Raw genomic sequence first — 19908 nt, forward strand, 5'->3', positions numbered from 1 at the left:
CGAGACTCCTTTACAACCAACGTTTACGGCGTTTATAAGACTTTAAATTTTTGAAGCTTTTACGCTTTTCATTACCGCCACCCAGATAAAACTCCTTCACATCTTCATTGTTTAATAGTTGCTCACTGTTACCATCTAGTACTATTTTTCCTGACTCCATAATGTAGCCGTAATTCGCAGCCTTTAGTGCATAGTTGGCATTTTGCTCCACCAGCAGCATGGTGATCCCTTGGTCACGATTGATTTTTTCAATGATGCCAAATACCTCTTTGACCAGCAGTGGTGATAACCCCATTGACGGCTCATCCAAGCAGATCATTTTAGGCCGTGCCATAAGTGCTCTGCCTATAGCGAGCATTTGCTGCTCGCCACCCGACAAATAACCTGCCAGACCAGTTCGCTCTTTTAGCCGAGGAAAATAATTGAACACCATATCGATATCTTGATGAACTTGACCATCGTTACGGGTATAAGCGCCTAGTTTTAAATTTTCGATAACACTCATATCTTCGACAATACGACGCCCTTCCATGACCTGAAACAAACCAGAACGCACAACATCTTCTGCATTTTTAACGTCTATTCTCTCGCCCATGAAATGAATATCACCGCGAGAGACTTCGCCATTTTCTGTTTTCAGCAATCCAGATATCGCTTTCAGGGTGGTTGATTTCCCCGCGCCATTAGGCCCCAGCAAGGTCACGATTTCGCCCTGAGGAACATCAATACTGACCCCACGCAAAACTTGAATCACGTCGTCGTAGACCACTTCAATGTTATTAATCGACAACAATGGGGTCTCAGGCTTTAACTGCACAGCTTGTGACATAACAACTCCAACTTTAATGTTATTACCTAGCAGGTGACCGCTCACCCACGAGGCAGGTATACCGTTTAAGATTAGTAAGCAAAATTTTGCAAGCGAGGCTTAGTAACCTAACCAATCAACACGGCGTTCCAGTGTCACCTGATTCACTTTTTCAACTCGCACATCACCACCATTAAAGTTACCTTTATAGATGTTGACTTGGTTGATACCGCGATGATCTTCTGGTGTCCAAGTTGCCGCTAAACAAACTCCTTCAAGCCCTTTCGGCACCCAGTTTTTACGTGCGTACATGCCCTTTTTAACGTTCTCTCCGGTAACACCGCCATTTGCTTTGGCCCACTCCATCGACTCTTTCATAAAGTAGGTCGAGCAGACACCGCGAATGTAATGGTGTAGACGTTCCTCATCACCATCGCTATCTGACATCTTTGAGATCTCGCGAACCAGCTTCATACCAGGTACGTCATCGGTCCAAAACGGTGTCATGGTTGGGAAAATGTAGTTTTTAACTCCCTCTCCCGCTGCCTTAAAGACCAGTTTGTCGCCGCCCCAAATATTCGACATAAACTGGATATCGGTACCGACGGTATTACAAGATTTAATCAGTGACTGCACCGAGCCACCCAAGTTACCGATGTAACCGTAGTTGGTTTTAGAGCTTTTAAGGCTCAAGCACTGAGCTTTAAAATCACCCGGCTTCATTGAAATAACCACTGGAGGCTGAACATCAAAACCTAGCTCGGTTGCGTATTCAGCACATGCCGCCTTAGGAGCGTTGGGAAAAGGATGGTTAGCGCCAATGTGAGTAAACTTTGGCTTACCTTGCCCTCCTTTGGTTTTCCAATCATTGGCCGCCCACTGCACTAAACCGCGACACGAGTCTGAGTAAGATGCACCGTAGAAAAAGTTATAGGGAGCCGGTTTTTTTGTCTTAGGGTTCTTGCCTTGCGGGTCGGTTAAATGCCCTGAGTAGGATGCCGAAAAAACCGGTGTTTTGTCTTTTGCGGCAAACGAGATTAGCGCTTCAGTATCTGCCGTTCCCCACCCCTGCATCGCAACCATATTCTTACGTGATTTCCACTTTTTATAAGAAGCGATGGCTTGCGGCACTTTATAAGCATAATCGATAGTTTCATACTCAAGCTTAGTGCCATCAATGCCGCCATGGGCATTGATATAAGCTAACGAGTCTCGCACTCCGTCAGCGTAAGGTTTACCCACAAATGCTGTAGGCCCCGACATATCAGCCAAGTGGCCAACAAAAATGGTTTCCTCTGCGCTCACTAAGCCACTGGCTGTGGTGGCTAAACAAGCAATGCTTGAGCCCAGAGCCAATTTCAAATAGTTCACCTTGCTCAATCCGCTTTTATCAGTATTGTTATGCATTATTATGATCCTTCAAATGTTCAATCAAAATTGAAAGCTGTATACCGCTGCTGTACAGCTCGGTAAAACCTGGTCGTTAGTAAGCGAATGGGTAGAATTTCCAGTAATTCTTAATCTGAGCCCAACGATGGGCTAGCCCTTCTGGTTCAAAAATTAGAAACAGGATGATGACAAGTCCAATCGCCATCTCTTTGATGTACGCTAAGCCATCAGTCACCATGGGGATGTTGCCCCAGTCGGTATATTTCATTAGCCCAACAATGCTCTCGAGCACTTCCGGCAATAACACCATAAACACCACGCCCATTAAGGTGCCTTTTATTGAACCAAGGCCACCAATAATCACCATTGCCAGAAACTGAATAGACATCAAAATGGTGAAGCCTTCTGCCGAAACGTAACCTAAGTAGTGAGCATATAGCGCGCCGCCAATACCTGCGTAAAATGAAGATATTCCAAATGACAACAAACGGTATTTGTTAAGCTTCACCCCCATGATTTCAGCTGAGAGGTAGTGATCTCGCACCGCAACAAACGCACGGCCATCGCGGCTACGCATCAAGTTACAGCCCCAGATATACATAAATACCAGTGCAAATAACGCGATATAGTAGAAGCTCTGATCAGTATCGAATTCAAAGCCAAACAGGTTTACTGGCGCCGCCATAGAGCCAGATGAACCGCCAGAGAACCATTCAGCTCGAGCAAAAAAGTCCTCGATGATGAACTGCGCCGCTAAAGTCGCAATGGCGAGGTATAAACCTTTAATCCTTGCAGCAGGCATGCCGAACATCATGCCAACGGCCATGGTCAGAAAACCTGCCAACGGAATACACAGCACCACTGGAATTTGAAAACTAGTGTTTAACCACGCCGAGGCAAAAGCACCAAAGCCAAAAAATGCGCCGTGGCCCAATGAGATCTGCCCAGTAAACCCCACCAAAATATTGAGACCTAGTGCTGCAATCCCTAAGTATGAGATCTGAATGAACAGTGTTAGAAAGTAGCCATCAAGTACCAATGGCGCACCACAAGCAATGGCGATAAGCGCTATCGTCATTAGTCGGATAGTTTTAGTTTCAAATATTGTATTGTCGGCTTTATAGCTGGTGCGGAAATCACCACACGGACGCATCGCTAAGCTAGACATAAAAACTCCTTAAACAAAAAATTGGCGATAATAAGTAACGTAGGACAGGCGCTTAAATACGCTCTATGTCACGAGTACCAAACAGGCCGTAGGGCTTAAACCATAAAATGATCAACAGCACGTAAAACGGGGCGATGTCGTACATGTTGCCAATGTGCAGATACTGACTATCAAAGAATTCAGCGACGTTTTCTAAAATACCAATGGTGATCCCACCCACAATCGCGCCGACAATTGAGTCAAGACCACCGAGAATAACCGCAGGAAAGACCTTGATGCCGATAGAGGAGAGAGAGTCTGAGACACCATTCACCATGCCGATCACTACACCTGCGGTTGCAGACACAGTCGCTGCAATTCCCCAACTCATGGCGAAAACCTGTTTCACTGATATACCCAAACTTTGTGCAACTTGCTGGTCAAATGCGGTTGCCCGCATTGCCAAGCCATGTTTGGAATACTTAAAGAACAAGAAAAAACTGACCATAATAATGAGCGCAATCACGGTACTCATTAAGTAAGCCAACTCGATATTAAGCCCAAAGATTGAGATTGATTGGGTATCGAAAACTTTTGGGTAACTCTGTGGCGATACGCCGAAGATCCACTTAGTCAAAGACTGGAAGAAGATAGATAGGCCAATAGTCACCATAATCACTGAAATGATTGGCTCACCAATCATTGGCCTAAGCACTATCATCTGTAAAAATACGCCAAACACCGCCATAAAACAGAGGGTGAGTAAGAAGCCTAAGAAGAATGGCAACTGTAGGTACACCAATAGTGCCCAACATACCCAAGCGCCCACCAGCAAGAACTCACCCTGGGCAAAGTTTACAATCTGGGTCGACTTGTATACTAAAACAAAGCACATCCCCACTACGCCGTATAACAGGCCAACAATCACCCCGTTGATGATAAGTTGCAGTAACAGTTCAAAATTCATGATGCTCTCCTTTGAGAAATACTGCTTTGAGTAGCTGCTGAAGATTCAATAACAGTTGCCACCTTAAGTTGGGTTTGAATGCGCGATTGACTGCCATCTTGGAAGGTAATCACGGTATCGATATCAACATGGGATTTATCGCTATAGAGTGACTCGATAATGTCAGCGTATTTTTCAGCAATAACACCTCGGCGAACTTTACGGGTACGAGTCAGTTCGCCATCGTCAGCGTCGAGCTCTTTGTATAGCAGGATGAATTTATTGATCTTCTGCGCATCCGGTAGCGATTGATTAACTATCTCTACCTCTTTAGTCAGTTGCTGATAAACCTCTGGTAACGTTGATAGGTTGGTGTAGTTAGTAAACGCCAGCCCTTGTTGTTCCGCCCACTTAGAGACAATACTGAAACGAATACAAAGAATGGCTGATAGAAACGGCTTGTCTTTGCCTAAAATCACCGCTTCACCGATAAACGAAGAGAACTTGAGTTTGTTTTCAATATATTGCGGCGAGTACTGGATACCATGGCTGGTTTTGGCCAGATCTTTGATACGGTCGATGACCACCAAATGTCCAGATGGCTTAAAATAGCCCGCATCACCGGTGTGCATCCAACCCTCTTTAACATCTTCGTCAAAAGCAGCTTGGTCGCCAAGATAACCATTAAACATACCTACGGTTTTAGCGATAACTTCACCGACCCCTTCACTATCGGTATTGATCACCTGTAGCTCAGCGGTATCAAAGGCAACACCCACACTGTCATAGTCAACATCATCTTGATGGTGAATGGTGTAAGCGCCGCACATCTCGGTTTGACCGTATAGTTGGCGCAGTGGCACCCCTATACTTTGGAAGAACTTGAATGTGTCGGGCCCCATTGCCGCGCCGCCAGTAGCTGCAGATTTTAGAAATGAAAAACCCAGCCTATCGCGCAGCGCTTTCATTAACAGGATATCCGCCAACGTCGAGCGCTTACCTTGAGCAAGTGCTGTTTCTGCCCGTTTCATCGCGAACTCAAACAGCTTTTTCTTCAGTGGTGTCGAGTCCATCATCCGCGCCTGCACGTCGGCTAAGATGCCCTCCCACACTCTCGGCGCGAGTAACACAAAGCTTGGGCCTATTTCGCGAAGATCAGCCATCATGGTTTCTTGCTCTTCTACGAAGTTAACGATCTGTCTGGCAATCAGTGCCTGGCCGACGGCGTAGACCTGCTCCATAATCCAAGGCAGAGGCAATACCGATACATAGTTGTCACCAGGCATTCTTGGATCGGCACGCAAGTATGAGCAGCAGTGGTCAATAAACTTACTGCCTTGTAACAGAACAATTTTTGGTTTTGAGGTCGTGCCAGATGTGGTGCAGTAGATGGCAATATTGTCAGCTTTGCCCGCATCGACTAGCTCGTCATAAGCACGTGGATGTTGCTTATCAAGCTGTTGTCCACTCTTGTATATGTCTTCAATGTTTATCAATCGCGGATCGTCGTACTTACGCATTCCTCTAGGATCGCAATAGACAATGTATTTTACAGATGGGATTTGATCACCAAGCTCAAGTAACTTGTCACACTGCTCCTCATCTTCAGCAATCACCACCTGCGCATTGCTGCGGTTAAGCAGGTATGCGACCTCTTCATGCAGCGAGTCTTGATAGATCCCTAAAGAGAAACAACATAAGGCATGAGCTGCAACTTCGCCCCAAACCCACTCAGGTCGGTTATCGCCTAATAGCGCAATGGTTGTTTCGGCTTCAATGCCCAAATCACGCAGGGTCAATGACAGCCACTTAACGCGGTTATGGTAATCGAGCCAGCTAAACTCGCTCCAAATGCCAAACTCTTTTTCACGCATGGCAATATCATCACTCCATAGGAGCGCGTTGTGGCGCAATATTTTGGGAAAGGTATCCATATCACCCATATCGAAGCGATCTGCAGCGCCTTCTTTTGCAGTTTTCATTAACCCACCTCCTGCAACTGCTCATTATCATCTAAACCCAAGTAAGCTTGCCTAACATGTTCGTTTGCCATAACTTCATCCGGTAAACCGCTAACCAATTTCTTACCAAAATCGAGCACCATCACTTCATGAGAAATATCCATTACCACTCCCATATCGTGCTCAATCATCACTACGGTAATGCCGAACTCTTCATTGAGATCTAAGATATAGCGCGCCATATCTTCCTTCTCTTCTAAGTTCATGCCCGCCATGGGTTCATCAAGTAGGATTAGTTTTGGATTTAGTGCGATAGCACGAGCCAATTCGACCCGTTTACGCAAACCGTAGGACAAAGTGCCAGCAATCGACTTCCGCACATGGGATATATCAAGAAAATCGATTATCTCTTCAACTTGGCGCCTATGCTTAAGCTCCTCTTTTTGCGCAGGAGAAGCCCAGTAAAGCGGCCCGGTTAACCAGTTATTTTTCATCTGGTGATGGCGGCCAACCATGATGTTGTCGAGAACTGACATATGACCAAATAACGCAAGGTTTTGGAATGTGCGTCCAATGCCCAAATCAGCACGGTCATTTGGTCGCATGTGCGTGACTTCTTGGTCATCAAAATGAATAGAACCTTCATAGGGACGGTAGCGACCGGAGATACAGTTAAGCATCGATGTTTTGCCTGCACCGTTAGGTCCAATAATTGAAAACACCGATCCTTTTTCAACTTCAAAACTGACATCTGTTAGCGCTTTTACGCCACCAAATGCTAAGGAAATCTGTTCAACTTTTAAGATTTTATCTGCCACACCCATACTCCTTTACACTCAACATCGTTCTGCTTGTCGCACTTTTTGTCACTAAGTACTTATGTCGGACGACTGTCATGGGGAATCAATAACTGAATACAAAAATACTTATTCACATCAAAATGACAGCAGAGGGAACCCTGCTGCCATCAATGACTAAAGTGCGTAACGGAAAGAGAGCTGTGCATAATCGGAGTCGACATCTTGATCGCCAATTTCAAAATTGCCCACCTCAAAACCTATCGCTAAATGCGGAGTGAGGTTTTGGAAAAGGTTAACGCTCCACTGGCTGCGCTCGGCATTACCAATGTCAGTTTCAACTCGGCCATAAAGCGCGGTACTTCTTAGGGTGTCGGTCCAAAAATGACGATAAGCGGCTAGATAAGATGTGGTGCTTTCAACCTCCTCGCCAACCAGATCTCGTGCGACACCGATACCGACATAACGACCCACCTCGCCTTGGTGGAATTGAAAGCGCAGATCATCTTTACCAAAGGTTTTAATACGTCCAGCAATAGAGCCACCAAAAGCAGTTTCACTGTTACCAAGGTCAGTATTTAGACTGCGACCAAGTGCAGATATTGAGATATCGCCCCAGTCACCTTTAAAGTTATAACGGGCAACAACATCGGGAAGATCATCGTTTGCGGTATCACCACCAACACTTTCAGGGTTTTCTATTGAAACTTGAAAACCGCCGATGTCGTAACGAATTTGACCTTGACGAATAAAGGCCAACCCCACCGTTGCGCCAGCAAAATCTGCCGTCTCAGGAATCGCGCTAGTGTTCATAAAGGTGGTCCAGGTTTGACCTGCGGTTAACCCTTCATATTTGATAAATGCATGACGTATTCTTGGGTTTGCGGAGTTGGAAACAACTTGGTTACCACCACCTCCTAGAAAATCCATTTCAATAAAGCCCATCACATCACCGTGGACATATTTGGTGTTAAAACGTGTTTCGTTAGCGAAGATTCTAAATTGAGAAGCACTTGCCTCAAGCGGCGTACCGGTACCAATCCAAAAGTCACGGTAACCAACATCACCACTGACATAACGCGCATCAACTTTAATGTAGCCACCGAATGTTAGTTTGCCATCTTCGCCAACTTCAAAGTCATAACCGGCAGCGGCTGAACTGGCTAGTAAACACAACGAACCTGCTAATGTGATTTTTTTTATTTTAGAAATGAGCATCTTTTATCCCCTTTAATGTCTGCACTCAAGATGCAGAATTAAAAGTATTTGCTCAATTGTGTAATGGTATTAGTGCAGTAGTATTAATACGTTAGGCGCAATACTCGCGAACTAGACACACGGGGTTAACCACAATGGATTAAGACTTAAGTCGATAGCGTTCACTGCTCTTAATAAGTGAAAATATGATATGTTAAATTCTATAACAACTAAGGAAGTTCTCGCTTATTAGTCGAAGAGCTCCCAATAAAAAGGTGTAACAACAGCATGTTTCCTAATTGGCTATTGGTGACTATCAGTATTAGCTATATTGGTTTGCTATTTCTGATGGCGTTTCTGGGTGATAAGTATCGAGAAAAGCTTTTTAAACAGCAGCATACAATTATCTATTCACTCTCTCTGGGCGTTTATTGCACCTCTTGGGGATTTCTAGGTACTGCCGGACAGGCTGCCAGTAACTCTTTCTCCTACCTGCCTGTTTATATTGCCCCCATCTTACTTTTTATGTTTGCTTGGCCTTTTATTCAACGCATTATCCGCGTCTGCCTTAAGCTCAATATTACCTCTATTGCCGATCTACTCGCGGCAAGGTTTGGTAAGTCACAGCTGTTGGCGACGGTAGTCACCTTTGTCGCTTTGTTTGGCACCTTGCCTTACATCGCGCTACAACTAAAGGCCATTGTTAACTCCTATGAAATTCTAAGACAAGATCACCTGCTCTCCTCTTGGCAGCTAGGCTTAGTTGTGAGTCTTATATTGGCCGGTTTTACCATCATATTTGGCGTGAGAGCCATTGATGTCACTGAGCGTCACCCCGGCATGATGCTGGCCATCGCCTTTGAATCTTTCGTCAAGCTCATCGCCTACCTGACTATTGGCATTTTTGTGTCTTTTTTTCTATTTGACTCTCCCATGGATATTTGGCGCCAAGCTAATGAAACTCTGCCGGTTTCGACTGAGTTTACTTATCCTAATATGGTGTCGATGTTTGGTTTACTGTTTATTGTTATGTCGGCATTTTTGTGTTTGCCACGTCAATTTCAAGTATTGATTGTTGAGCTAAAAGAACAAAAACATGCCCTGTGGAGCCGCTGGACCTTCCCGATATATATCTTAGTATTTGCTTTTTTCGCCATGCCTTTGGGGCAAGCTGGCAACATACTCTATGGCGATTCACTACAAAGTGATGCCTATGTACTGTTTCTGCCCGCCTTTAGTGGTGATGCTTGGTTAGGTTTGTTTAGCTTTCTAGGAGCAATATCAGCGGCAAGCTCTATGGTTATCATTTCAACCATTGCATTAAGCACCATGTTAAGCAATGAGGTGGTTTTCCCTACCCTATTTAAAGTCACTAACATTCAGAGTACTGATTTCCATAAGTTTCGCACTCACCTATTAAATATACGCAAAGCATTAATTTTGTTTGTGATTTTTTTAAGCTACGGTATGTTCCTGCTCGCCCCACCCGACACATTAGCCTCATTAGGGGAAGTAGCATTTGGTGCAATCGCTCAGATAGGCCCAGCCCTGTTCGCCGCCTTCTTGTGGCGGCGGGTGACCTTAATTGGCGTTCTAGCAGGAATTAGCAGCGGTTTTACGCTTTGGCTGACACTCAATCTATTACCACAATTAGGTCTTTATCCTCACCCATTTGCGGGAAGTGAGTACTCTATGACCACCATGGCGACTCTGGTTGGTTTGTTTGCCAATATCACCATGATATGGATAGTTTCATCATTTACTCGCCAAAGCGTGCATGAACAGATGCAAATAGCGCATTTTATAGAGCGCCCTGATCTTGCGAAATTGCAACCAGCCCTGCCTAAATATATTAACCCTACCGAGCTGGAATTGCTGGTTGCCCGCTTTATCGGCCAAGAAAAAGCCGCTCAAGGATTTCATGCGTTTTTCTCAACGCAGCAACCAATATCAGACAAAGCAGCTCATAACCAAGCATTGACCTTCTATACCGAAAATATGCTGGCCAGTGTAATGGGATCAGCCTCAGCTCGATTAGTCATATCTTGCGCCCTTAATGGCCGCGATATTGCCATTGAAGATGTGGCACAGCTAGTTGAAGAAGCCTCTAGCCATCGAACCGAATTTAGCCGTAATGTGCTGCACAGCGCCATAGAAAATGCCAGTGAAGGGATTTCTGTCATCGACAAGGATTTAAATTTGGTTGCTTGGAATCAGCACTATTTGAATCTATTTAGCTATCCTGACGACCTTGTTTATATTGGTTGTCCAGTGAAACAACTTATAAAATTCAACTTAAGTCACGCTTACCCATTACAACATGATTTGGCCCAACAAGTTGAACGACGTTTAGCTTACCTACGCCAGGGCAGCCGTCATAGTACAGAGCGAGTTCAGCCCGATGGAAAAACAATAAGAATTGAAGGTAACCCGATTCCTGATGGCGGGTTTGTGATGATATTTTCTGACATCACCATGTACCGCGAAGCGGAAAAACTACTTAAAGAACAGAATCTAGATTTGGAAGCAAGAGTATATGAACGGACTAAAAAGCTAGAGCAGGCAAACTTGAGCCTAGAGCATACCAATCAAGAGCTGGCGGTAGCACTGCAAAAGGTTGAACAAGCCCACCAGAAAAAGAGTCAATACCTAAAGGCCTGCAGCCATGACCTATTGCAGCCACTCTCTGCCGCAAGACTGTTTTCATCAGCATTTTTACAAGACAGCCAACTCAGTCGTAAGCAACAACAGCAGATAGGTTATATCGATAACTCATTGCAAGTAGCCAATGAACTGCTACTCGATTTAAACGAAATATCCCGCATTGAAAGTGGCACCATCATTCCGGAGATCACAGAGTTTGCCCTGCAAGAGGTGATTGACTCGCTCGTTGACGAGTTTGGCGCCATAGCTGCTACATCCAGTGTGAAATTCAAGTTTATTAACACTCAGCTTTGGGTTAAAAGTGACAAAGTTCTATTACGGCGGATCTTGCAAAACCTGATCAGCAATGCCTTTAGATACGCAGGTAAAGGGAAAATACTGCTTGGTTATCGCCGCCATGGGGATAATATCTCAATTCAGGTAGTTGATGATGGACCAGGGATCCCCAAAGAGAAACAAAAAGTTATATTTGAGCAGTTTACCAGGCTACAGCATTCAGGCCATGACGGCGTTAATGGTCTAGGGTTAGGGCTAAATATCTCACAAGGACTTGCCTCTCTACTTAACCATCAACTGACGCTTTCATCAAAGGAGGAAAAGGGCAGTATTTTCAGTTTACGACTCACCACTGTACAACCTCAACAACTTGCACCTAAAGCGCCGGTAGACATTTTGACCCTTAACGGAGTGCATGTGTTATGCGTCGATAATGACCCGAATGTACTCGCAGGCATGGTGCAACTACTTAACAGTTGGAACTGTCATGTTTATCAAGCGTCATCTGCTCAGCAAGCAAAAAAGGAGTTTGCTAAACATGCGCACAAGATTGATATAGTGTTGATGGATTATCAGCTTGAAGATGACCAGAATGGGCTTAATTTGATGCTGGAGCTTCAGCAGCAAACAGACTTAGCGCTACCTGCCATATTGATAACGGCAACCATTGATGAAACCGTGGTAAATAGAGCTAAAGAGCTCGGCTATGGCTATCTACGTAAGATTATTAAACCTATCGCATTGAGAGCCGTTATGAGCGCAACGCTGGCCAAAAACCTTCATAGTAACTATTCGGCAAGCAAGACATCTAATTACACTGTAGAGGAAGAGTTGTAAGCCACAGTGCTAACACGATTAAAGATTAACACTGTGAGTTATAGATAAAATTAAGCAGTAAGAGGTGTTTTTTCTAGTTGCAGTTCGTTCATCGCAATCACTGCCTGGGTGCGGGTATGCACCCCGAGTTTTAAAAATATTGCGCTGGCGTGCGCCTTAATCGTCGCTTCAGAAAGACCTAATTCGTACGCTATTTGCTTATTGAGTAAACCATCGGCAAACATCATTAAAATACTATGCTGCCTAGGCGAGAGGCTAACAATTTTACTGGTCATGCTATCCGCTTCTATCGCTTCAAAATTACTGCAACCTGCAGGAACCCATTGTTGACCCGCCAATACTGACTTGATCGCCGTAACCATCACTTCAACGGCTGTCGATTTAGGAATAAACCCTGCAGCACCAAACGACATACTCTTGCTGACGGTTATTTTATCTTCCTGCCCCGAGATGACAACAACCCCCATTTGAGCATGACAATTGCGTATACTCACCAAGGTATTAAACCCATGCGCTTTTGGAATATTAAGATCCAGCAACAACAGGTCCGCATCATGCTGCTTTAATACTTCATCAAGTTCGGCAACTGATTCCGCTTCAAACAAACTCACATTTTCAAAATGAGTGGTTAAGATATTGACCAATGCTTGTCTAAATAATGGGTGGTCATCAGCTATTATTATTTTTAGTGGCTGTAACATGTTCGATCCCTCATATGTACATTTTTTCAGTCTACTCCATTGCCTTTTATTATCAACTCGCCACAATTATGCACTTGTTCGCCAAGCTCAAAATTTAACACTTTAATTACAAATAGATAGCACTGCGCTATAGCTGATAAGCGAGTAAGGCAGTGACATAAACATAGACTTATTAACTAGGTCTACTCTAAAGTTTTTGTGTTAGATAAAACCTCACACCGACAAAATCACCCCGTTAACAACACCAAATCCGTAAAAGACAAACAGCGCAATGCTAAATCATCGAAAATTAAACAAGCATAAATAACTCAGTACTAAATGTGGTTTAACACTTGTACATAAAGCGACTCTCACATATTCTGAATTTAGCGCTAGTTTTGAATAAGTTTTATTTTTCAATTGATAAGGAACGCCAATTTGCCAGAGAAAATAGCATTAGTATTGGGTGGCGGTGGCGCAAGAGCGGCGTACCAAGTCGGTGTCCTTAAAGCTATCGTACAGTTTTATCCCCGTAACCATGGGATCCCCTTTAAAATTGTTTGCGGTACTTCCGCTGGTGCAATTAATGCAACCTCTATTGCGACTCATGCCTCTTGTTTTCATTTAGGCGTGCGAAAACTAGAATGGGTTTGGCGGCATATTCATGCCAAAAAAGTCTATCAAGCTTCTATTAGCGGCGTACTAAAGCATTTGGGGAAAATGGCGTTAAAAGGGGTTCAAAGTGACGGCGCCTCGCGCAGCGCTGGTAGTTTGTTTAACAGTGAACCTTTACGGGGGCTACTGAGCGATTTGATAAGTTTTGAACGCATAGGCCGAAACATTAGCAGCGGTGCACTGGATGCTGTTAGTTTAGATACTTCTTGTTATAACAATTCTCGCTCAGTGACTTTCTTTCAAGGTAATCCGCTGATAGAGGACTGGCAGCGTGCTCGTCGTTGCGGTCAGCGTACTCGCTTAAACACCGATCACCTATTAGCAAGCTCTGCTATTCCGTTGATTTTTCCATCTGTACGACTAAATCAAGAGTATTATGGCGATGGTTCAGTGCATCAATTGGCACCATTGAGTAGTCCAATTCATCTTGGCGCTGATAAAATTATGGTGATCAACTTGGAGAGCCCCCATAAAGCGCAACCAAGGGAACTTGAGCATCACCCGAAAACAGCGACCATTGCCGGACATTTACTCGACACCATATTTTCAGACACCTTAAACAGCGATCTTGAACGACTTGAGCGGATCAACAGCACCTTGTCGCTGATCCCCGAACAGAGCCGAGAAAATCTCCCTCTAAAGCAGATTGAAACACTGGTTATCAAGCCCAGTGAAGATTTAAGTGTCATCGCATCGCGCTACTTTCAAGATATGCCATTTGCGATCAGAATGATGATGAAAGCACTGGGGATCAATGAACACTCAGACTCGAGTGTTGGCTCATACCTGTTATTCGAGCAAGGATATTGCAGTGCGTTAATAGAGCTAGGTTACCAAGATGCCATGTGCCAAATTGATGAAATTAAGTCCTTTTTCAATATACAGTCTCATTAATCATTTAAAGGATAAATAATTCCCTCATTCAATGAGTGGACAGTATACGAAGGTTACTTGGTCATAGTTTTGTCACTAATTGCCTCAACAATACTGTCGCCCCAATGTTGGTAGATAAGCTCTCCAGGATGGAAACCATCACTGGCCATCTGCGCAGGTTCTGGCTTTGAGCCAAAATCTAACAAGGTAAAAGGTTCAGACTTGGAAAGCTGTCTCAACAAGCCATTAAACTCATCACTACGCTTACCAAGAAACCAACGCAAAGGTTGCGGCAAAGCAGGAAAGCTTCCCATGGGTGGGACTTGAGTTAATATCAGCTTACGACAGTTAACGCTTTGGGTAAGAAACTCTATTAGCTCAAGTTGTTGTTGCAACCACTCTCGCGCCGATAATGGACTTAGCACATCGTTAACCCCAAGTGACACCACCACGATATCGAACTCAAACGCTCGCTCATTATATCTCTTGTTGAGCATTTTTAGCGTTTGTGCAGTATTAGCACCAGATCTAGCAATAAGCTGCCAAGACACTTCGAAATGAGCAGCGAGACCAGCACTGACCGTGCCACTTAAGGCATCTTTTTGCTGCGCAACGCCCACACCTGCGGCAGCTGAGTCACCTAAAACGAGCAAGGAGACAGCGGGGCCTTCTCCCAAACAACCGCTACGCTCACCCGCTGCTTCAGGTAACTTCGGCGTGTTCTTCTTTACTCGTCTACCTTGAATAAACATCAATGGTAGTAGCAGTATAAAAATAATCTTGTGCAAAATAACGTCCTTATTATCTCTGTTAACCTTGTAGTAAAAAGGTTTCGGCCTTTTCTATTCGTCGAGGCTTTCCAAGCAATATTAGAATATCACCCGGTTTGATCTGCCAGTCCAGTTCAGGATTATCAACTTCGGCGCCGGCCCGGCGAACTGCTCGCAGTTCAACTCGGAGCTTTTCCCAGGGTATATCTGCCAGCGTTAACCCAACGGCATTAGCCCCTTTCGGTAATGACACGGCATGAAGTAATTCAAGGGTAAAATCTGTTTCAGCACCAGAAAAGAAGCCATGCAAATATTGATAATGGTTACGCCGTTCTGATTCTAAACGCTTTAGGATTCGTGCGAGCGGCACACCACATTGATAGAGCACTTGAGAAACCAGCATTAAGCTGCCCTCTAGCGTTTCAGGAATCACCTGGCTGGCTCCAGCCTCCTCTAACTCTTCCATGCCTGAATCATCGCGGGTGCGTACTAAAATTTTGGCGTCTGGCGCAAGCTGACGACACAGTGGCAACACCTCTTCCAATATGCGCTCACTGCTAAAGGTGATCACAATGAGCTTTGCGTGACGAACATGCGCCTGCTTGAGAATACTGCGCTTGCACACATCACCAAAGTAAACCGGCTCTCCCGCCGCTCTAGCCTCAGAGACTCGTTTAGGATCTAAATCGAGTACAAGATAGGGTATCGCCTCAGTTTTCATGAATCTGGCAATCGTTTGCCCAACTCGTCCATAGCCTAATATGAGAACCATATCATCGGCAACATCAGCTCCGACCGCTATCGGCTCACTTTTCTCGGGCTTAGGTTTCAAACCCTGTAGCATTCTTGCTATATCTACACTATGGCGAACGAGCCAAGGCGCAAGAGCCATCGATAATACGGCTACCATCACTAATGTAGTGCTAGTCTTCACATCAAGTAGCTGATAATTTACCGCCAGCGCCAAGACCACAAAACTAAATTCACCCACTTGCGCTAGGCTAAGCGCTGTTGATACTGATACACGAAATGACTCTTTTGCGAGCTTTAACAGCGAAAAAATCACTAAAGCTTTGCCTAAAATCACTGCTATTAGCACTAATATTATCTGCCACCAAAACTGAGTCACGAGCTGGAAGTCGAGTAACATACCGATAGAGATAAAAAACAGTCCCATAAGAAGATCTCTAAAGGGGCGAATATCAGCCTCCAACTGACGGCGGTATTGGCTTTCACTCAAAAGCATACCCGCCATAAATGCGCCTAATGCCATCGACAAACCTAACCACTGGGTAATTGCACCAGTCACTAAGGCAACCACTAGGGTAGATAGCACAAATAATTCATTTGAACGTGAACGTGCCACCTCATCAAATAGCCTCGGCAGCGCCCACTTACCAAAAGCCATTAGCGCAATAAAGGCTAATATGCCTTTTAATAACGCGTAAGCAACATCACTTAATAACAGTGGTGCACCATCGCTTGCAAGTAGTGGCAAAAGGATCAATAACGGGACCACAGCAATGTCTTGAAACAGCAACACACTGACAGATAATTCGCCATGGCGACGACGTAGCCAGCCTTGCTCGTTGAGTAGTTTAAGTACAATTGCAGTTGACGATAAAGCGATGGCAGAGCCTACGACGATAGATTCGGTCACGCTTAAATTACATAACAAAGCGATGACGATACTCAAAGCCGCTGTCACCAGCACTTGTGCACTACCTAAACCAAATACGGTTCTACGCATCGCCCAAAGCCTCGGCAGAGAAAACTCAAGCCCAAGGCTAAACATCAACAGCACCACTCCAAGCTCCGCAACCGACTGCATCTGATGCTGGGTAAACCAATGGAAACCACTCGGGCCACTAATTATCCCTGTCATCAGGTATGCCAAAATCGCAGGCAATCCCGCCCGTCTCAAGATGGCAATAGACACAATGGCGACCACTAACATAAGCAGTATTTGGATTAAAAAGCTGTGTTCCATGTGCTCAATGTACTCCTAGGGACAATATGAATTTTCAAGCTTGGGTTTGACGCATCTATTTATCATAAAGAATAATACTTGTACTACAAGCCAAAGAAACGATTAAACATTTAAAAATGAAACAATAATTGTGTTTACTAATACCAATTGCATTAGGCATTTAATCAATTAACAAACGCTCAAGCTTTGCTATTCAATGCACTTTAGAAAAAGAATAGTTACCCCCTGTTGAGCCAAGGTAAAGCTGAAGTTGAATGCTTGAGCGCTGCCCTTTGGCTGGGCTGCAAAGCAGCTGTATGCTGCGGCGAAAACTCTTGCTATGGAATAACGATTAGCTTCAAGTTTCCAGCTTACCTTCGACGCTTTGTATTGCCACTGAATGAACAGATACCTAATGCAATCGGTATAACACCTTAACGGCTATACTTTTTATGAGTTGTAGCCCAAAGTTCATGTAGCAAACAAGTGTAATTTTCTGCATTGTCAAAATCCTGTCACCTCAAACCCCAACATCTGAAATAACCAGGTAAGCAATTGATAAATAATAACAATCAACAACAACGTCGCAACTGGCATGATTAGTGCTTAGTTATAGCTTAGTAATGCTGTTAATTTATTTGGAGTTGAGTACATGGAATTTGGCCTAGCGACCGAGCTTTTTCCTAACGAATATCGTGTAGAAGCTGATCTAGAGTCAGTCTACCCGTTAGATCTTGATCTTGTCACCATCATCCAACAACTGCATCAACATTTAGATCCGCGGACAGTGTTTGCCTGCTTCGGAAAAATTATGGGGCAATATTTGCCGCTCCATGGGGTGCAACTCTGTTATAAGCAATATCATTTTCAGTGGGGACGCCAAGGCGGTTACTCGATTGAACAGCATCTAACATTGGCTGACACTATGGTTACGGTTAACTATAACCTAAAAGCGCCTTTAGTGCCGTCGCAAGCTCAGCGCTTAAACCAGCTACAAGAACTCGTGTTACAACCCTTGTTCAACGCGATTCAGTTTCAAGAAATATCCAAACAAGCGATGTTTGATGCACTGACTCAACTAGGTAATCGACACTATTATCTTGAACAGATAAAAAAAGAGATCGCCCGCGCAGAGCGAAACCATAGCACCTTCTCATTAGTCACTTTAGATCTCGATAACTTTAAGCAGCTTAATGATCGCTTCGGTCATCAGTTAGGCGATGAAGCATTGGTCACTTTTGCCAAACTACTTAATCGGGTAATTAGAGATACCGATCAAGCCTTTAGAATTGGCGGTGATGAGTTCACGATTCTAGTACAAGGTGATGCACAAGCGGCTGCGATCCTGTGTGAAAGAATTTTGAGTGCCTTGGAGCAACTTTCAAATATAGAGAGTTATCAGGTTCGAACCAGTTTAGGTATTGCCCAGTGGGCTAACAATGATTCTGAGCAGAGTTTATATCAAAAATCAGATAGCGCTCTTTATCAAGCGAAAGCGATGGGCAGACAGTGCTACAGTATCTATCAGCCAAAAGATTGCTAATTAATTCAATAGAAAATTAATTAGCGGTAAACGTCAGCCCTTGCTCACTCTCAGAGCACAGATAGGCTTTTTCATTCCAGTAACCGATGGCGCATACCAATTTACCGTTGTAGCACAATAGCGGTACTTTAGCTCTTGCCCACGGCGGTACGGCAAACTCCTGCCATAGTTTCTTCAACTCGCGGCCTTTACTGCGATTGTGCGGCTGACAACGAGTACTTCCAGCTAACGAAAACTCAATAGTCACCTTTTCATCTTCACGTGGTAAACGCACCCCAGCGCCAAGAAATAAGTCTGCTTGTACCCGTTTTTCAACACCACAGCTAACCCCCAGTGCAACTAACTCATCTATTGATGACACCGCGATATTGCACAGTGGAGCCTGTTTAGTTAACGCAAGAAAGTAACCAGCACCTTTAAAGCGTTTTATGACAACGTCCGCTAATTTTATCTCGATGTTGGCATCAGCTTTAGCATCGAGTAACTGGCTAAGAATTTGCTCAGCCTGTACTTTTGAAGGTGGGGCAAATCCCAACTGTTCCATATGCCCTCGTAGCAACAGTGCTTGCCAAGCTGCGGAATGCTCAGCTAAAGCAGCCAGTTCAATCACTGACTCTTCTCCCTGCTGTCTTTGAATAGAGGGCAACCGCGCTGCCATCTCCTCATCGACCACGCTCTGCTGCATAGCGCATAACTCAGCGCTGCGACTGGCTGTAGCAGCAATGGCGCTCCAGCGCTGCTTTAGCGATGGAATGATAGATTGGCGTAAAAAGTTTCGATCATATTTTTCATCAAAATTGCTCTCATCTTGAATATGATTAATTTGATGTTTTATTGCGTAGGCTTCAACTTCACTTTTGCTTATATCGAGTAGTGGTCGAATAAGCCACTTATTTTTGTCGAATGACTGTACTCTGCCCATCGCCGACAGACCTTTTGGGCCGAGTCCACGTTTTAGAGCCAACAAAATGGTTTCGAGTTGATCATCTTGATGGTGAGCTGTCATTAAAATATCAGCAGCGTCCATCTGGGCCAATAATGCCTGGTAACGCACCGAACGTGCTTGCGCCTCGACACTGACCCTTGGTGCTAGTTTCACCTCTACATGAGCGACAGAGCATGGTAACTGATATCGTGCGGCCTGCGCTTGGCAATGTACAGCCCAGCTATCGGCGTTAGCACTCAAACCATGATGAACATGCAGCAACTGATATTCAAATTGTGGCTGCTGCTTGGCATACAGCGACAGACCCTGCGCTAAAATCTCTGAGTCGACGCCTCCGCTATAAGCCAGCACGATTTTAATTGGCTTATTATCTTGCTCGGCCAATGGTAGTTCATCGATACAGCGCTGGATCAATTGTGCAATGTTCATA

The 19908-nt window shown here is 44.6% G+C and carries 14 protein-coding genes; 3 read left to right on the forward strand and 11 right to left on the reverse strand.

Annotation, left to right across the window (positions count from 1 at the left end):
• Positions 1 to 10 precede the first annotated feature (10 nt).
• The 7 genes from K5R16_RS09705 to K5R16_RS09735 all read right to left on the reverse strand — a co-directional run bounded on the left by K5R16_RS09705 (position 11) and on the right by K5R16_RS09735 (position 8266).
• The gene (locus tag K5R16_RS09705; protein WP_220737364.1) at positions 11 to 829 is read right to left on the reverse strand and encodes an ABC transporter ATP-binding protein; all 819 of its coding nucleotides are present in this window, start codon (positions 827 to 829) and stop codon (positions 11 to 13) included.
• A gap of 99 nt (positions 830 to 928) precedes the next feature.
• Positions 929 to 2215, reverse strand: coding sequence for an ABC transporter substrate-binding protein (locus K5R16_RS09710; protein WP_259649822.1), 1287 nt, complete (start codon positions 2213 to 2215; stop codon positions 929 to 931).
• A 76-nt stretch (positions 2216 to 2291) separates the two neighbouring features.
• Positions 2292 to 3365 (reverse strand): branched-chain amino acid ABC transporter permease, encoded by a 1074-nt coding sequence (locus K5R16_RS09715; RefSeq protein WP_220737365.1) that lies wholly within the window; start codon positions 3363 to 3365, stop codon positions 2292 to 2294.
• A 52-nt stretch (positions 3366 to 3417) separates the two neighbouring features.
• On the reverse strand, positions 3418 to 4311 hold the full coding sequence (locus tag K5R16_RS09720) for a branched-chain amino acid ABC transporter permease (RefSeq protein ID WP_220737366.1): 894 nt from the start codon (positions 4309 to 4311) through the stop codon (positions 3418 to 3420).
• Positions 4308 to 6272: a long-chain fatty acid--CoA ligase gene (locus K5R16_RS09725; RefSeq protein ID WP_220737367.1), complete on the reverse strand. Its 1965-nt coding sequence runs from the start codon at positions 6270 to 6272 to the stop codon at positions 4308 to 4310. Before K5R16_RS09725 ends, K5R16_RS09720 begins: the two co-directional genes overlap by 4 nt.
• On the reverse strand, positions 6272 to 7069 hold the full coding sequence (locus K5R16_RS09730; RefSeq protein ID WP_220737368.1) for an ABC transporter ATP-binding protein: 798 nt from the start codon (positions 7067 to 7069) through the stop codon (positions 6272 to 6274). The genes K5R16_RS09725 and K5R16_RS09730 overlap by 1 nt, the downstream gene beginning before the upstream one ends.
• Positions 7070 to 7225: 156 nt before the next feature.
• Positions 7226 to 8266: a DcaP family trimeric outer membrane transporter gene (locus K5R16_RS09735; protein WP_220737369.1), complete on the reverse strand. Its 1041-nt coding sequence runs from the start codon at positions 8264 to 8266 to the stop codon at positions 7226 to 7228.
• A 267-nt stretch (positions 8267 to 8533) separates the two neighbouring features.
• Here K5R16_RS09735 and K5R16_RS09740 point away from each other — a divergent pair, with 267 nt between their 5' ends.
• Positions 8534 to 12022: a PAS domain-containing hybrid sensor histidine kinase/response regulator gene (locus tag K5R16_RS09740; protein ID WP_220737370.1), complete on the forward strand. Its 3489-nt coding sequence runs from the start codon at positions 8534 to 8536 to the stop codon at positions 12020 to 12022.
• 50 nt (positions 12023 to 12072) lie between these two features.
• Here the strand turns inward: K5R16_RS09740 and K5R16_RS09745 are convergent, their stop codons facing one another.
• Positions 12073 to 12723: a response regulator transcription factor gene (locus K5R16_RS09745; RefSeq protein ID WP_220737371.1), complete on the reverse strand. Its 651-nt coding sequence runs from the start codon at positions 12721 to 12723 to the stop codon at positions 12073 to 12075.
• A 417-nt stretch (positions 12724 to 13140) separates the two neighbouring features.
• Between K5R16_RS09745 and K5R16_RS09750 the strand changes: the two genes are divergently transcribed.
• Positions 13141 to 14271, forward strand: a complete 1131-nt coding sequence (locus K5R16_RS09750) for a patatin-like phospholipase family protein (protein ID WP_220737372.1) — start codon at positions 13141 to 13143, stop codon at positions 14269 to 14271.
• A gap of 53 nt (positions 14272 to 14324) precedes the next feature.
• Here the strand turns inward: K5R16_RS09750 and K5R16_RS09755 are convergent, their stop codons facing one another.
• Complete coding sequence (locus K5R16_RS09755; RefSeq protein ID WP_259649823.1) at positions 14325 to 15038, reverse strand: SGNH/GDSL hydrolase family protein; 714 nt, start codon at positions 15036 to 15038, stop codon at positions 14325 to 14327.
• Positions 15039 to 15060: 22 nt separating this feature from the next.
• Positions 15061 to 17010 carry a monovalent cation:proton antiporter family protein gene (locus tag K5R16_RS09760; protein WP_220737373.1) on the reverse strand — a complete coding sequence of 650 codons (1950 nt, stop codon included), beginning with the start codon at positions 17008 to 17010 and terminating at the stop codon, positions 15061 to 15063.
• Positions 17011 to 17641: 631 nt separating this feature from the next.
• Here K5R16_RS09760 and K5R16_RS09765 point away from each other — a divergent pair.
• Positions 17642 to 18532 (forward strand): GGDEF domain-containing protein, encoded by an 891-nt coding sequence (locus K5R16_RS09765; RefSeq protein WP_220737374.1) that lies wholly within the window; start codon positions 17642 to 17644, stop codon positions 18530 to 18532.
• A 16-nt stretch (positions 18533 to 18548) separates the two neighbouring features.
• Here K5R16_RS09765 and tilS read toward each other — a convergent pair whose 3' ends face one another.
• Positions 18549 to 19907 (reverse strand): tRNA lysidine(34) synthetase TilS, encoded by a 1359-nt coding sequence (gene tilS, locus K5R16_RS09770; protein ID WP_220737375.1) that lies wholly within the window; start codon positions 19905 to 19907, stop codon positions 18549 to 18551.
• Between the last annotated feature and the right edge of the window lies 1 nt (position 19908).

This window comes from Shewanella sp. c952 (assembly GCF_019654975.1).
Lineage (GTDB): Bacteria > Pseudomonadota > Gammaproteobacteria > Enterobacterales > Shewanellaceae > Shewanella.